Source organism: Sphingomonas sp., from assembly GCF_004799495.1.
Classification (GTDB): Bacteria; Pseudomonadota; Alphaproteobacteria; order Sphingomonadales; family Sphingomonadaceae; genus Sphingomonas.
Genome location: NZ_SSMY01000002.1, coordinates 217,953 through 231,714, shown reverse-complemented (window position 1 = coordinate 231,714; position 13,762 = coordinate 217,953). Strand labels below are relative to the sequence as shown.

The window sequence follows — 13,762 nt, the reverse complement described above, 5'->3', positions numbered from 1 at the left end:
TTGGAGGTAACGTGCGGTTTCGCGCAAACGTTGCGCGGATGCCGCATATCAGCCGTGGAGGCGCAATCCGTCGCGCCGGTCGAAGGCGAACGCGGTCTTGTCGCCGTCGGCGTACACGTAGTGGAGGAACACCTGATACTGGCGCTCGCCGGGGAAGGCGTCGCGCCAGTGCGGGATGTTGCAGCCTTGATAGAGGATCGCATCGCCCGGACTGAGCGCGACCGAGGCATCGGCGCCGTCGAGCCCGGCGACGTGGATCGGCCATGCCTCGCCCGCGGGTTCGGCGAAGATCGGCAGTGATGCGCTGACTTCGCAGGCGTTGCGGTCGACGTGGCGGCGCAATTCGGCGCCGTTCCCGTAAATCCGCCAGAAGCCGTAGGCGGGGAGCAGAGCGCGCCCGGCGATCGCCTCGAACGCCGGCCGGCAGTGCAGCAGTAGCGCCTCGGCCCCGACTGGCGAATATTCGTTCAGCGCGCCTTGCGGGACGACCGCGGTCGCGTGGTGCAATCGCCCGGTGCGTTCGGACGCGTCCATTGCGGCGCGGACGAATCGGCATTGCTGGGCATCGACGATGTTGCGCACGACCGCATAGCCGCGGTCGCGGAAGTCGGCTCCGGTGCTGTCAGGCAAAAGCGGCCTCGCGCGGTGTGCCTACGCGTTCGACCGCCGACACCGAATTCGGCCCGGCCTGGACGATGTCGACCGTGACCAGATCGCCGACCTCGGCCTCGGTGATCAAATGGACCGATTGCAGCCACGGGCTCTTGCCGAGCATTTGGCCGGGGAGTTTGCCGGCGCGCTCGATCAGCACCTCGCACGTCCGTCCGACGGTGGCGGCGTTGAACGCGGCTTGGTCGCGGTTGAGCGCGGCTTGGAGGCGTTGCAAGCGGTCGTCCATCACGTCGGGGGCGATCTGGCCGTCCATGGTCGCGGCCGGGGTGCCGGGGCGGGGGGAGTATTTGAAGCTGAATGCGAGGCTGTAGCCGACCGCGTCGATCAGGCTCAGCGTGTCGGCGAATTCGGCCTCGGTCTCGCCGGGGAAGCCGACGATGAAATCGCCGGACAGCGCGATATCGGGGCGCGCCGCGCGAACGCGGTCGAGAATGCGGAGGTAGGAGTCGCGCGAATGGCTGCGGTTCATCGCCTTCAAGACGCGGTCGTTGCCCGATTGCACGGGGAGATGGAGGAATGGCATCAGCTTTTCGACGTCGCGGTGTGCGTCGATCAGGCCCTGCGTCATGTCGTTGGGGTGGCTGGTCGTGTAGCGGATGCGCGCTAGGCCGGGGATGCGATCGAGCTCGCGGATCAGGTCGCCGAGGTCGCGCTGGTCGTCCGACCAGGCGTTGACGTTCTGGCCGAGCAGGGTGATTTCCTTCGCGCCCGCGTCGATCAGCGACTTCGCCTCGTCGACCAGCGCGTTCCACGGCCGGCTGATCTCGCTCCCCCGCGTATACGGCACGACGCAATAGGTGCAAAACTTGTCGCAGCCTTCCTGCACCGTCAGGAACGCGCTCGGCCCGACCCGCCGCCGCGCGGGAAGCGCGCCGAACTTCGACAGCACCGGCATGTCGGTGTCGAGCCCGAGCTCGCCGCGCGACGCTTTCGCCACCAGATCGGGCAGATTGTGATAGGCCTGCGGGCCGACGACGATGTCGACCTTGGCGCGGTGCGCGATCTCTTGTCCTTCGGCCTGCGCGACGCATCCCGCGACCGCGATCATCGGGTCGGTACCGTGCTTCCTGAGGCGCCCGATGTCCGAATAGACCTTCTCGGTCGCCTTTTCGCGGATGTGGCAGGTGTTGAGCACGACGAGGTCGGCGGCATTGGCGTCATCGGTCGCGGTCAGACCTTGCGCCGCCATCAACTCGCCCATGCGCTCGCCGTCATAGACGTTCATCTGGCAACCGAACGATTTGACGTGGTAGGTTTTGGGCGCAGCGCGAGTCATGGGCCGGGCGCTATAGCGTCGCGTTCGGGCGCGGCATAGGCCACGGGTGCGACGTCATAGGCAAACGGACGGAGCGGCTTGCCGAGCGTGGCGACCAAAGCTTCCTCGATCCGGCGGCGGCTTTCGGCGGCGATCGCCTTGCGGCCGGGAAAGTCCTCTGGGCGAAAAGGGTCGAGGAAATGGACTTCGAGCCGGAAGCTGCCGCGCCGTGACAGCAATCTTTTGGCGTTGTCGATCCCGCTTTCGACGCCGATCCAGCCAATTTCCTCGGCAACCTTGCCGTAATTGAGCAGCACCGGCTGGACCATCACTCCCGGCGGCGGGGGCTCGAGCACGCGCAGCATCGGCGTCTTGAACGGGAGCAGCGACTGGCCGTCGGTCGTCGTCCCTTCCGGGAAGACCGTAACCGACCAATTCTCCGCCAGCGCGTCGCGCAGCGCGTTGATCTGCTCGGCGACGCCCATCCGGTTCTCGCGCTTGACGTAGACCGTGCGGTTAAGCGTCGACAGCCAGCCGACCACCGGTGCCCCGCGCAGTTCTTCCTTGGCGACGAACGCGGTGCCGCTTTGCCCAGCAAGCGCGAGGATATCGATCCAGCTGAGATGGTTGGAAATATAGAAGACATCGCGCTTCAGCGGCACGCCGACGCGGCTGACCCGCGCGCCCGCGATCCGCGCGCCCCAGCCGAGGAAGATGCGCGGCCAGGGGGAGCCGAGCCGGAACAGTCGCCACAGATAGTGGAGCGGCACGGTGACGAAGAGCGCGAGAAGCAAGCCGCCTGCGCGAAGCAGGATGCGGAGCCAGCCGAGTGCGTCGATCGGTGGCGGATTGCCGGCGGCAGCGGCAGCGCGTCGGTCGGGACTCAGCCCTTGCGCTCCAGGCTGACGCCGTACAGCTCCATGCGATGGTCGACGAGGCGGAAGCCAAGCTTCTCGGCGATCTGTTTCTGGAGCTGTTCGAGCTCGGGGTCGACGAACTCGGTGACCTTGCCGGTCTCGATGTCGATCAGGTGATCGTGGTGCGATTCGGGCGCGGGCTCGTAGCGCGCGCGGCCGTCGCCGAAATCGTGGCGGTCGAGGATACCCGCTTCTTCGAACAGCCGCACCGTGCGGTACACCGTCGCGATCGAAATGCCGGGGTCGATCTGCGATGCGCGCTCATAGACCTTCTCGACGTCGGGATGGTCCTCGGCCTCGCTCAGCACGCGCGCGATCACGCGCCGTTGCTCGGTAATGCGCAGCCCCTTTTCGTTGCAGAGAGCTTCGAGATCGATCTTGCGCGCCATGCGACCGATATAGGCGCATTCACGTTATTGCGAAAGGCGAGAGTCGCTCGCAACAAGCCCCGCGAGCGCTTGCGCGCCGCGGGGCTGTCGTTCGGCCGGAACCGGTTCGGTTATTTGGTCTTGCGGCGCTTCGTGCCCAGACCGATCTTCTTCGCCAGCGTGCGGCGCTGTTCGGCATAGTTTGGCGCGACCATGGGATAATCGGCCGGCAGATTCCACTTGGCGCGATACTGGTCCGGGGTCATCTGATAGTGCGTCATCAGGTGCCGCTTGAGCATCTTGAGCTTCTTGCCGTCTTCCAGGCACACGACATAGTCGGGCTTGATCGACGCGCGAACCGACACGGCGGGTTCCTGCTTGGGCGCGGGCGGCGGGGCGGCTGGGTTGAGCTTCGACAGGCCGCGATAGATGTTCTGGATGACGAGTTCGATGTCGGACACGGCGACGTTGTTGTTACCCAGATATTCGGCGGCGATGTCGGCGGTCAACGTGACCAGCGTTTCCTGCATTTCGGTGATTTCGTCCATTGTCTTCCCTTCTTACTCGATACGCAATTTAGTAACTCCCCACCGAACGCTTTGAGCGTTCAGCGCGCCCTGCGCAAGATCAATGCGACGGTGTTATCGGGTCGGACGGCGGAGGGTTAGCGCCGCGTAACTTTGCCCGTTGGGACCGCGATAATAATCGCGCCGCTCGCCGACCTTGCTAAACCCCGAATTTCTGTACAATTTAATCGCTTCGTTGCCGTCGCGCACCTCCAGATGCAGCGACGCGATGCCCCGCATCGCGCAATCCGTCACCACCGACCGCAATAAGGCGGCGCCAACGCCTTTTCGTCTCGCATTGGGAATCACCGCGAGCAACAGCAATTCGGCTTCGTCGAGCACGCCGCGCACCAGCGCAAATCCGACCGCGCGGCCGTTCAACTCGGCGATGGTCAGCCACACGCCGGGAACCGACAGGATGCCGATCACCTGGTTGCGCGTCCACGCTTCGCCCCAGCGCGGGTCGAACGCCTCGGCCATCAGCCGGTCGACGCGGTCGAGATCGCGGACGTCGCCTTCGCGCAGGTCGATCGCGGCGGTGCTCATTTGGGCGCCATCGGCTTGGCGTCGGGCGCGCGGCCATAGATCGGGCGCGGGGGCAGGGCGGTGAAAGCGGGCGCGAGCAGGATCGCGTCGGCGGCGTTAGGTAAGGTGTCGATCGCGCCGGGCATATCGAGAAAGCGCACGCCGTTCCCGACGGCTCGCGCGCTATCGAGACGCGCCAACGCCTCGGCGGGCGCCAAGGAGGCGAGATCGGTGGTGGCGGCGAACGGGTCGGCGGCGAAGGGTTGCATGAACACCTCGCCATGCCCACCCTCCAGCACGACCGCAAGCCGGTCGGGCGCCGGGTCGGCAGCGAATGCGGCCGCGGCGATCAGCGGGAGCGATGAATAGCCGTGAACCGGCACGCCCCAACCGAGCCCCAGTCCGCGCGCCGCCGCGATCCCGACGCGGATGCCGGTGAAGCTGCCCGGCCCGACATCGACCAGGATCGCGTCGGCGCGCCCGCCGTCGGGCAGGTCGGCGATCATCGGCACTAGCCGCTCGGCGTGCCCCCGGCCGACCACCTCGTGGCGCCCCGCCACCACGCGGCCGTCCTCGATCAGCGCGACCGAGCACGCGGCGGTGGCGGTTTCGATGACGAGCGTGCGGGCGATCTTTACGTCACCCCAGCGGAAGCTGGGGTCTCCCAGTTATATCGAGACCCTGGCTTTCGCTGGGGTGACGGCTTTAGGCAACAGTGTTGAACTGTTCGAACTCGGGCCGCGGCAGACGTTCGAAGATCGTCGACGGATCGGCATGGCCGAGCGTCGCGATGAAGTTCGACTTCACATTGGGCTGATCGGCGAAGAACGCCGCATCGACCTTGTCGTGATCGAACCCCGACATTGGTCCGACATCGAACCCGAGCGCGCGTGCCGCGATGATGAAATAGGCACCCTGTAACGACGAATTCCGGAACGCGTGGTCGAACCGGACCGCTTCGTCGGGAAACCAGTCCTTAGCGGTCGGCGCGTGCGGAAAGAGCCAGGGGAGATGCTCGTTGAAGGCGAGGTCATAGCCGATCACGACCGCGGCGGGCGCGGCGCGGATCTTGGCGCCGTTGGTTCCGCTCGACGCGGCGGCGAGCTTCTCCTTGCCCTCCGCACTCAGCAGCCAGACGAAGCGCCCCGACTGCTGATTGGCGGAGGTCGGCCCCATCTTCACCAGATCGTAGATCGCGCGGATATCGGCCTCGGTGACCGGGTCGCCGTTATAGCCGTTGGCGGTGCGCGCGGTACGGAAGATCGTGTCGAGCGCGGCGTCGTCGAGCAGCTTGGCCATTACACTGCCCTCACTTCGGTGACTTCGGGGACATAATATTTGAGCAATTGCTCGATCCCGTTCTTCAGCGTCGCGGTCGAGGACGGGCAGCCCGAGCACGCGCCCTGCATGCGCAGGTACACCTTGCCCTTGTCGAACCCGCGATAGACGATGTCGCCGCCGTCGTTCGCGACCGCCGGCCGGACGCGGGTGTCGATCAGCTCGCGGATCTGTGCCACGATGTCGGCGTCGGCCGGGTCGTCGGCCAGACCCTCGTCGTCGGCGGGGACGGTGAACCCGGCGCTGGCTGGCTTGAACAGCGGCATGTTCGCGCTGAAATGGTCGAGCAGGATTGCCAGCACGTCGGGCTTGAGGCTGGGCCATTCGACCCCGGGCGCGGCGGTCACCGACACGAAATCGCGCCCGAAGAACACGCCGGTCACATCGCCGAGGTTGAAGATCGCCTCCGCCAGCGGGCTCGCTTCGGCTTCCTCGGGCGTCGCGAAATCGCGCGTGCCGGCGTCCATCACCGTGCGGCCGGGCAGGAACTTCAGCGTCGCCGGATTGGGCGTGGTCTCGGTCTCGATCAGCATGGAGGCGATGTGGGCGCGTTGGCCGCGCGGATCAAGCGGCGATCGGGAAACGGACCGTTGCGCCTGCCTAAACGTCCAGCTGTTTCATCGCCGCGTTCCACGCGATCACATTGTCGCGCGCTTCCTGGACGAACGCCGAGCGGCGGAGCACGTTGAGGAACGCGTCGGCGATCCACTTGCCCGGGTTGCGCAACGGGCGCCGCACCTGGATCAACAGCACGACGCGGGTGTTGGCGGTGTCGTTCCATACTTCATGGTCGTAGGTGTCGTCGAACACCAGTGTCTCGCCCTCGGCCCAGCGTACGATGCGGTCGCCGACGCGCATCCGGACGTCGCCGTCGCGCGGCACGATCAGCCCGAGGTGGCACGTGATCAGCCCCTTGGTCACGCCGCGGTGCGCGGGGATGTGCGTGCCCGGCGCGAGGATCGAGAAGAACGCGCTGTTGAGGTGGGGTATCCTGGCGACGGCGGCCGTCGTCACTGGACAGCGTTCGAGGTTCTCCTCGACGCAATAGCCATAGCCCCACAGGAAGAAGCTGCGCCATTGGTCGACCGGCGCGATCGCACGGTGATCGGGCGAGATGCTCGAGAGCGAGGGTGCCTGTCGGTCGAGCGCGGCGCAGATCGCCTCGTCGCGGATCGCTTCCCAATTGTCGCGCAAGGCTTGCGTCCACGCAAAATCGCGGACGTCGAGCACGGGGGCGTTCGAGACGAGCGACGACGACGCGATCAGCCGGTCGAAGAGCCCACGCAGATGCTTGCCGTAGCGGATAATCAGCGGGCGCTTGCCCCTCGCCGCGGTCCCCGCGGGCGACGGCACCGCCGCCGCGATCTGTTGATGAACGCTCACTCAACCCTCGTCGTCGTCGTCGGCCCCCCGACCAGCACGCGCTAAATCCGACTTTGGACCAAAGCGTGGCGAAAAAAGGCGGGCGCGGGGTCATTTCATGATCGCGTGGCCGCGGCATTGCCGCTCGCGGCGCCAGCCCCTACACAGGGGGATATGCCGATCACGTTCCGCGCTCCGCGCCTGTCGCTTGTCCTCGCCGTCACCTTGGGCCTGTCGCTCCCCGCGATCGCCCAGAACGTGCCCAACAGCAAAACCGCCGGTAGCACCTCGCCGACGATCCGGCCCGAGGTCGACCGCTCGCCCTGGCTGTTCAAGGGCAGCGACATAACGCCCGATCTCAACTGGCATTTCGGCACGCTGCCGAACGGCCTGCGCTATGCCGTGCGCAAGAATGGCGTGCCGCCGGGACAAGTGTCGATCCGCGTGCGGATCGACGCCGGCTCGCTATACGAGGACGACAGCGAACAAGGCTACGCCCACTTCATGGAGCACCTCGTGTTCCGCGGTAGCCAGTACGTCGCCGACAACGAAGCGAAGCGGACGTGGCAGCGGCTCGGCGCAACCTTCGGCAGCGACACCAACGCGCAGACGACGTTCACCCAGACGGTGTTCAAGCTCGACCTGCCCGCGGCGACGCCCGAGAGCGTCGACGAGAGTCTCAAGATTCTGTCGGGGATGATGGAAGCGCCGAGCTTCGACGACAAAGTGGTCAATTCGGAGCGCCCGGTGGTCGAGGCCGAACAGCGCGAGGCGCCGGGGCCGCAGGTCCGCTATGGCGACGCGATGCGCGCGACGATCTTCGCGGGCCAACCGTTCGCAGTGCGCTCGCCGATCGGCACGACCAAGACGCTCGAGGCGGCGACCGCCGCCACGTTGCGCGCGTTCCACGACAAATGGTACCGCCCCGAGCGCGCGGTGGTGATCATTTCGGGCGACCTCGATCCGGTGCTGTTCGAAAGCCTGGTCGACAAGAATTTCTCGAGCTGGAAGGGGAAGGGGCCCAACCCCGCCGACCCCGATTTCGGAACGCCCGCGACCAAGCAGCCGATCACCGGATCTCTGGTCGAGCCGGGCATTCCGACCGTCGTGTCGATGGGTGTGCTGCGGCCGTGGCACTTCAACGCCGACCTGGTGCTCTTCAACCAGAAGCGGCTGGTCGATCTGCTCGCGGTGCAGATCATCAACCGGCGGCTCGAATCGCGCGCGCGCAGCGGCGGCAGCTTCATCGCCGCCGGGGTCAATCTCGACGATGTGGCGCGCTCGGTGAACGGCACGTTCGTGACGATCCAGCCGGTCGGCAACAATTGGGAACAGGCGCTGAAGGACGTGCGCGCGGTGATCGCCGACGCGATGGCCAATCCGCCGAGCCAGGCCGAGCTCGACCGCGAGCTCGCCGAATACGATTCGGCGATGAAGAACGGCGTCGATACCTCGCGCGTCGAAGCCGGGGCCGCGCAGGCCGACAACATGGTCCAGGCGCTCGACATCCGTGAGACCGTCGCGGCGCCCGACGTGTCCTATGCGATCCTGACCGACGCGCGCGCGAAGGGGATGTTCACGCCCGCGTCGATCCTCGCGTCGACCAAGCGCATCTTCCAGGGCGACGCGACCCGCGCGTTCGTGTCGACCCCGACGCCCGATCCCGGGGCGGGCGCCAAGCTCGCCGCCGCGCTGACCGCGGACGTGTCGAAGCTGGGGGGCAAGCGCACCGCTCTGGCCGCGGTCGATTTTTCCAAACTCCCGCCGCTCGGGGCCCCGGGCAAGGTCGTCAGCCGCGAAACGATAGCCGACCTCGACATGGAAAAGGTCGTGTTCGCCAATGGCGTGCGGCTGATGCTCTATCCGAACAGCGGGGAGACCAACCGCGTCTATGTCCGCGTGCGCTGGGGTGGGGGGTATAATTCCCTGCCGTCGACGCGGCGGACCCCGGTCTGGTCGGGGGATCTCGCGCTGGTCGCCAGCGGGATCGGTACATTGGGGCAGGAGCAGATCGACCAGCTGACGACCGGGCGCCGGCTGGGCATGGATTTCGCGATCGACCAGGACGCGTTCGTGCTGGGCGCGGTGACCTCGCCCGCCGACTATCAGGACCAGCTCCGGTTGCTGGCCGACAAGCTGGCGGCACCGGGGTGGGATCCGGCGCCGATCGCGCGCGCCAAGGCGTTGCTCGACACCAGTTTCGCCGGATACGATTCGTCGCCCGACGGCGTGCTGAGCCGCGATCTCGAATATTTCCTCCACGACCGCGACCCGCGCTGGGGCACGCCGCCCAAGCCGGCGGTCGACGCGCTGACCCCCGCGGCGTTCAAGGCATTCTGGCAGCCGGTGCTCGCGACTGGACCGATCGAGGTCCAGGTATTCGGCGACGTCAAGGCGGACGAGGCGATCGCCGCGGTCGCCAAGACGCTCGGCGCGCTCAAGCCGCGGACCGCGAGCATCGTCGCGGCGGCGACGGTCCGTTTCCCCGCGCACAATGCGACGCCGGTGGTGCGCACGCATTCGGGCCAGGAGAACCAGGCGGTCGCGCTGATCGCGTGGCCGACCGGCGGCGGGGTCGATGGCGTGAGCGAAAGCCGCAAGCTCGAAGTGCTGGCGCAGGTCTTCAGCGACCGGCTGTTCGACCGGCTCCGCACCGAATCGGGGGCGAGCTACAGCCCCAGCGTGCAGGCGAGCTGGCCGATCGGCGCGTCCGCTGGCGGGCGCGTGATCGCGATCGGCCAGGTGCCGCCCGACAAGACCGAGCTGTTCTTCCGCCTGTCGCGTGAAATCGCCGCCGACCTCGCCAAGAACCCGATCGGCGACGACGAGCTGCAACGCGTCAAGGCGCCGATGATCCAGTATGTCCTGCGCTCGTCGACCGGCAACGGCTTCTGGCTCAACCTGCTTGCCGGCGCGACCTACGACCCGCGGCGGATCGACGCCGCCAAGTCGATCGTGGTCGATTACAACAGCATTACCGCCGCGGACCTCCAGACGATGGCGGCGAAGTATCTCCGCCCCGACAGGGACTGGACGATGGAAGTCGTGCCCAAGTCGGTCGCGGCGAAGGCCGGGCTGGTCGTGGCAGCGGGGCAGTAGAAAATCCTCCCCGTTCACGGCGAGGGAGGCATTTGCGCAGCAAATGGTGGAGGCGGGTCCACCTCACGCGATCCGATTAAGGCCTGCCCCCTCCGTCAGCCTTCGGCTGCCACCTCCCCGTAAACGGGGAGGAATTTAGGCCTTGTAGAGCGCGTCCAGCCGTTCGCCGTAGACTTCCTTCAGCACGTGGCGCCGGATCTTAAGGCTCGGCGTCATCTGCTGGTTTTCGATCGTGAACGGCTCGTCGGCCAGGATGAAGCGGCGGACGCGCTCGATCACCGATAAATCCTTGTTGACGCGCTCGACCGCGGCCATCAGCGCGGCGCGGTAATCCAGATCGTCGACCAGCCTCTTGGGATCGCACGGCCCACCGGTGCGCGCGCACCATTCCTGCGTCCATTCCTGGTCCGGGACGAGCACCGCGACCATGTGCGGGCGGCGATCGCCGACGATCATCGCCTGGCCGATTTCGGGCTGGAGCGTCAGCATCCCTTCGACCTTCTGTGGGCTAACGTTGTCGCCCTTGTCGTTGATGATCAGGTCCTTCTTGCGGTCGGTGATCTTGATCCGCCCCTTCTCGTCGATGATCCCGACATCGCCGGTGTGGAGCCAGCCGTCCTTCAGGACGCGCGCGGTTTCCTCCGGGTTGCGCCAGTAACCGTGCATCACGAGCTCACCGCGCACCAGGATCTCGCCGTCTTCGGCGATCTTTACCTCGGTGTTGAGCAAGGGTGGACCAACCGTGTCCATCTTGAGGCCGGCGCGCGGGCGGTTGCACGAGATCACCGGCGCGGACTCGGTCTGGCCATAGCCTTGCAGGAAGGTCAGCCCGAGCGACTGGAAGAAGATGCCGATCTCGGGGTTGAGCGGTGCGCCGCCCGACACCATCGCCTTTATGCGTCCCCCAAACCTTTTTGAAATCTTGGGCATCAGCAGCGATTTGACGATCAGGTTCATCGGCTGGTCGTAGAGCGGCACGCCGCCCGCCGCCTTCTTGCCGCCGATCGAAACCGCGCGGCCGAGCAGGTAGTTGGAGAGCTTGCCTTGCTTCTCGATCGCCTTGACGATCCGCGTCCGGAGCACCTCGAACAGCCGCGGCACGACGACCATGATGGTCGGGCGGACCTCCTCGATATTGCTCGCGAGCTTCTCGAGCCCTTCGGCGTAATAGATCTGCGCGCCGAGCCCGATCGGGAAATGCTGGCCGCCGGTATGCTCGTAGGCGTGGCTGAGCGGCAGGAACGAGAGGAACACCTCGTCCTCCCAGCCGAAATCCTCGGCGATCAACGTGCAGCAGCCCTCGACGTTGTGCAGGATCGCGCCGTGGTGCTGCTGCACTCCGCGCGGCGCGCCGCCGGTGCCGCTGGTGTAGATGATGCAGGCTAGGTCCTCGCGCTTGGCATCTGCCACGACCGTCGCGGGATCGGTCGGGTTGTCGGCGATCAGCTTCGACCAATGGTGATAGTCGAGCGTGCCCGTCTGCATCACGCGCAGGTCGTCGATGCCGATGATGAACTTCGCCTCGCTTGCGCGGATCGCGGCGGGCAGGAGCGGGCGAGCGAGTTTCGCGGTCGACACGATCACCGCGCGCGCACCCGAATTCTCCAGGATATGGGTGTGGTCGCGCTCGGTATTGGTGATGTAGGTCGGCACCGTCACGCAGCCCGCGGCCATGATCGCGAGGTCGCTGATGCACCATTCGGGGCGGTTCTCGCTGACCAGCATAACCCGGTCGCCTGGCTTCAGCCCGATCGCCTTGAGTCCTGCGGCGAGGCTCGCGACCTGTTTCGCCGCCTCGGCCCAGCTCAGCGGCACCCAATCCTCGCCCTCCTTGTGCCACAGGAACGGCACATCGCCGCCCTCGGCCGCGCGCGTGAAGAACATCGCGACGAGATTGGGGAATTTCTCGATCTGCCGCATGCGGCCCTCTCCTCCTGGCGCGCCGTTTTCGGCTGCGCCGTCTCTTACTGCTCCAGCGCCACCCCGACGCTGCGCGGATCGGCCGCGCCGACCCATTTGCCGTTTTCCCAGGCCGCGGCGTTGGCCTTGAGGCCCAGCTTGGCGATCGTCACCTTGTTGCCGAGCTTCTCCATCGCGGGTTTGAGCGCCTCGAGGCTGGTGCCCTGTTCGAGGATAACGCCGTCCTGGTTGAAATAGATGAGCCCGAGCCCGAGCGCGTCGCGCGGCTCCATTCCCCAGTCGAGCCGCGCGATGATCGCCTTCGCCACCTGCATGATGATCGTCTTGCCGCCTGCCGCACCGACGACGAACACGGGCTTGCCGGTCCTGGTATCGTAGACGATTGTCGGCGACATCGACGACAGCGGCCGCTTGCCCGGCTCGACGCGGTTGGCGACGGGCTTGCCGTCCTTTTCGGGCGCGAGCGTGAAGTCGGTCAGTTCGTTGTTGAGCACGAAGCCGTTGGCGAGCAACTGGCTGCCGAACGGTCCCTCGACGGTCGAGGTCATGCTGACGATATTGCCGTCGCCGTCGATCGCGACGAAGTGAGTCGTGCCGGGAACTTCGTTCTGCACGGCGGCGGTGCGTTGCGGCGCGCCGGGAGGTGTGCCGGCCTCGTATCTGGCCAGCGTGGTGGTGGGCGAGATCAGCTTCGACCGCGCCTTGAGGTATGCCGGATCGATCAACCCTGCGACCGGGACATCGACGAAATCGCGGTCGCCGAGATACTTCTCGCGATCGGCATAGGCGAGTTCCATCGCCTCGCCGATCAGATGCCACGCGACGGGCGAATCCTTGCCCAGCTTCTTCAGGTCGAAGCGTTCGAGCATGCCCAGGATGCCGAGCACCGTCGTCGCGCCCGACGAGGGCGGGCCCATCCCGCAAATCTTGTAGCTGCGGTAGTATCCGCACACCGGCGGGCGTTCCTTGGCGCGGTACGCGGCCAGATCGGCCAGCGTCATGTCACTCGGCGCGACGGTGCTGCCGGTCGCGGCATCGACGATCGCCTGGGCATTCTTGCCGGTATAGAAGGCATCCGGCCCATCGTCGGCGATCTTGCGCAGGATTTTCGCGAGCGCCGGGTTCTTGATCGTCTCGCCGACCTGGGGCGGCTTGCCATCGATCAGATATTGCGCGCGCACCGCGGGGAAATCCTTCCACAGCGGCGAGACCATCGCGACCCCCGAATTGAGCGGTCGCGTCACTTGATAGCCATCCTCGGCGAGCCGGATCGCGGGCTGGAACAGCTCCTTCCACGCGAGCCTGCCCCAGCGCGCGTGGACCATTGCCATCAGCCGGACGTTGCCCGGGACGCCGACCGACTTGCCGCCGGGGAAGGCCTGAATGAACGGCAGCGCCTTGCCGTCGGGGCCGACGAAGCGCTGCGGTGTCGCCGCCATCGGTGCCGCCTCGCGCCCATCGATCGTCGAGACCATGCCGGTCTTGCCGTCGTTATAGACGAAAAACCCGCCGCCGCCGATGCCCGACGATTGCGGCTCGACGACGGTCAGCGCGAGCATCATCGCCATCGCCGCATCGGCCGCGCTGCCGCCCTTGCGCAGGATCTCCTGCCCGGCCGCCGATGCGCGCGGATCGGCGGACGACACGATCCCTTGCGCCGACGCGGCCGCGGGCGAGAACAACAGGAGGGCGAGCGTGAGGAGCAGCTTCTTCATGGCCCGCGACCCTAACGGCGTGAGG

The 13,762-nt window shown here is 66.6% G+C and carries 13 protein-coding genes; 1 reads left to right on the top strand and 12 read right to left on the bottom strand.

Translation table 11 applies throughout. The annotated features are described in order from the left end of the window. Positions 1 to 48: 48 nt before the first annotated feature. The 10 genes from E7773_RS02335 to E7773_RS02290 form a co-directional block, all read right to left on the bottom strand. Positions 49 to 630, bottom strand: coding sequence for a hypothetical protein (locus E7773_RS02335; RefSeq protein ID WP_293987570.1), 582 nt, complete (start codon positions 628 to 630; stop codon positions 49 to 51). Continuing rightward, positions 623 to 1,948 (bottom strand): tRNA (N6-isopentenyl adenosine(37)-C2)-methylthiotransferase MiaB, encoded by a 1,326-nt coding sequence (miaB, locus tag E7773_RS02330; RefSeq protein WP_293987568.1) that lies wholly within the window; start codon positions 1,946 to 1,948, stop codon positions 623 to 625. The genes E7773_RS02335 and miaB overlap by 8 nt, the downstream gene beginning before the upstream one ends. After that, positions 1,945 to 2,766 carry a lysophospholipid acyltransferase family protein gene (locus tag E7773_RS02325; protein WP_293988215.1) on the bottom strand — a complete coding sequence of 274 codons (822 nt, stop codon included), beginning with the start codon at positions 2,764 to 2,766 and terminating at the stop codon, positions 1,945 to 1,947. Before E7773_RS02325 ends, miaB begins: the two co-directional genes overlap by 4 nt. Positions 2,767 to 2,810: 44 nt before the next feature. Beyond that, the gene (locus E7773_RS02320; protein ID WP_293987566.1) at positions 2,811 to 3,233 is read right to left on the bottom strand and encodes a Fur family transcriptional regulator; all 423 of its coding nucleotides are present in this window, start codon (positions 3,231 to 3,233) and stop codon (positions 2,811 to 2,813) included. Positions 3,234 to 3,343: 110 nt separating this feature from the next. Continuing rightward, positions 3,344 to 3,760 carry a MucR family transcriptional regulator gene (locus E7773_RS02315; RefSeq protein WP_293987564.1) on the bottom strand — a complete coding sequence of 139 codons (417 nt, stop codon included), beginning with the start codon at positions 3,758 to 3,760 and terminating at the stop codon, positions 3,344 to 3,346. Between the two features lie 93 nt (positions 3,761 to 3,853). Continuing rightward, complete coding sequence (gene rimI, locus E7773_RS02310; RefSeq protein ID WP_293987562.1) at positions 3,854 to 4,324, bottom strand: ribosomal protein S18-alanine N-acetyltransferase; 471 nt, start codon at positions 4,322 to 4,324, stop codon at positions 3,854 to 3,856. After that, the gene (gene tsaB / locus E7773_RS02305; protein WP_293988213.1) at positions 4,321 to 4,935 is read right to left on the bottom strand and encodes a tRNA (adenosine(37)-N6)-threonylcarbamoyltransferase complex dimerization subunit type 1 TsaB; all 615 of its coding nucleotides are present in this window, start codon (positions 4,933 to 4,935) and stop codon (positions 4,321 to 4,323) included. Before tsaB ends, rimI begins: the two co-directional genes overlap by 4 nt. 73 nt (positions 4,936 to 5,008) lie before the next feature. After that, positions 5,009 to 5,602, bottom strand: a complete 594-nt coding sequence (locus tag E7773_RS02300; protein WP_293987560.1) for a malonic semialdehyde reductase — start codon at positions 5,600 to 5,602, stop codon at positions 5,009 to 5,011. Beyond that, entirely contained in the window at positions 5,602 to 6,174 is a 573-nt protein-coding gene (locus tag E7773_RS02295; RefSeq protein WP_293987558.1) for a NifU family protein, read from the bottom strand. The genes E7773_RS02300 and E7773_RS02295 overlap by 1 nt, the downstream gene beginning before the upstream one ends. A 67-nt stretch (positions 6,175 to 6,241) precedes the next feature. Then, positions 6,242 to 7,024, bottom strand: coding sequence for an aspartyl/asparaginyl beta-hydroxylase domain-containing protein (locus E7773_RS02290; protein WP_293987556.1), 783 nt, complete (start codon positions 7,022 to 7,024; stop codon positions 6,242 to 6,244). Between the two features lie 153 nt (positions 7,025 to 7,177). On the opposite strand from E7773_RS02290, the gene E7773_RS02285 reads away from it, so the two are divergent. Continuing rightward, the gene (locus tag E7773_RS02285; RefSeq protein ID WP_293987555.1) at positions 7,178 to 10,102 is read left to right on the top strand and encodes a M16 family metallopeptidase; all 2,925 of its coding nucleotides are present in this window, start codon (positions 7,178 to 7,180) and stop codon (positions 10,100 to 10,102) included. Positions 10,103 to 10,237: 135 nt separating this feature from the next. Here E7773_RS02285 and E7773_RS02280 read toward each other — a convergent pair whose 3' ends face one another. Together E7773_RS02280 and ggt are read right to left on the bottom strand one after the other, a co-directional pair. Beyond that, the gene (locus E7773_RS02280; protein ID WP_293987552.1) at positions 10,238 to 12,022 is read right to left on the bottom strand and encodes an AMP-dependent synthetase/ligase; all 1,785 of its coding nucleotides are present in this window, start codon (positions 12,020 to 12,022) and stop codon (positions 10,238 to 10,240) included. Positions 12,023 to 12,066: 44 nt separating this feature from the next. Continuing rightward, a complete protein-coding gene (gene ggt, locus E7773_RS02275) occupies positions 12,067 to 13,737 on the bottom strand; it encodes a gamma-glutamyltransferase (RefSeq protein ID WP_293987550.1) in 1,671 nt (556 codons plus the stop codon). Positions 13,738 to 13,762: the final 25 nt, after the last annotated feature.

Bases quoted from the DNA above. Each gene is read 5' to 3' on its own strand.
- miaB (WP_293987568.1), bottom strand. From the start codon at position 1,948: ATGACTCGCGCTGCGCCCAAAACCTACCACGTCAAATCGTTCGGTTGC.
- E7773_RS02320 (WP_293987566.1), bottom strand. From the start codon at position 3,233: ATGGCGCGCAAGATCGATCTCGAAGCTCTCTGCAACGAAAAGGGGCTG.
- E7773_RS02315 (WP_293987564.1), bottom strand. From the start codon at position 3,760: ATGGACGAAATCACCGAAATGCAGGAAACGCTGGTCACGTTGACCGCC.
- rimI (WP_293987562.1), bottom strand. From the start codon at position 4,324: ATGAGCACCGCCGCGATCGACCTGCGCGAAGGCGACGTCCGCGATCTC.
- E7773_RS02300 (WP_293987560.1), bottom strand. From the start codon at position 5,602: ATGGCCAAGCTGCTCGACGACGCCGCGCTCGACACGATCTTCCGTACC.
- E7773_RS02295 (WP_293987558.1), bottom strand. From the start codon at position 6,174: ATGCTGATCGAGACCGAGACCACGCCCAATCCGGCGACGCTGAAGTTC.
- E7773_RS02285 (WP_293987555.1), top strand. From the start codon at position 7,178: ATGCCGATCACGTTCCGCGCTCCGCGCCTGTCGCTTGTCCTCGCCGTC.
- E7773_RS02280 (WP_293987552.1), bottom strand. From the start codon at position 12,022: ATGCGGCAGATCGAGAAATTCCCCAATCTCGTCGCGATGTTCTTCACG.
- ggt (WP_293987550.1), bottom strand. From the start codon at position 13,737: ATGAAGAAGCTGCTCCTCACGCTCGCCCTCCTGTTGTTCTCGCCCGCG.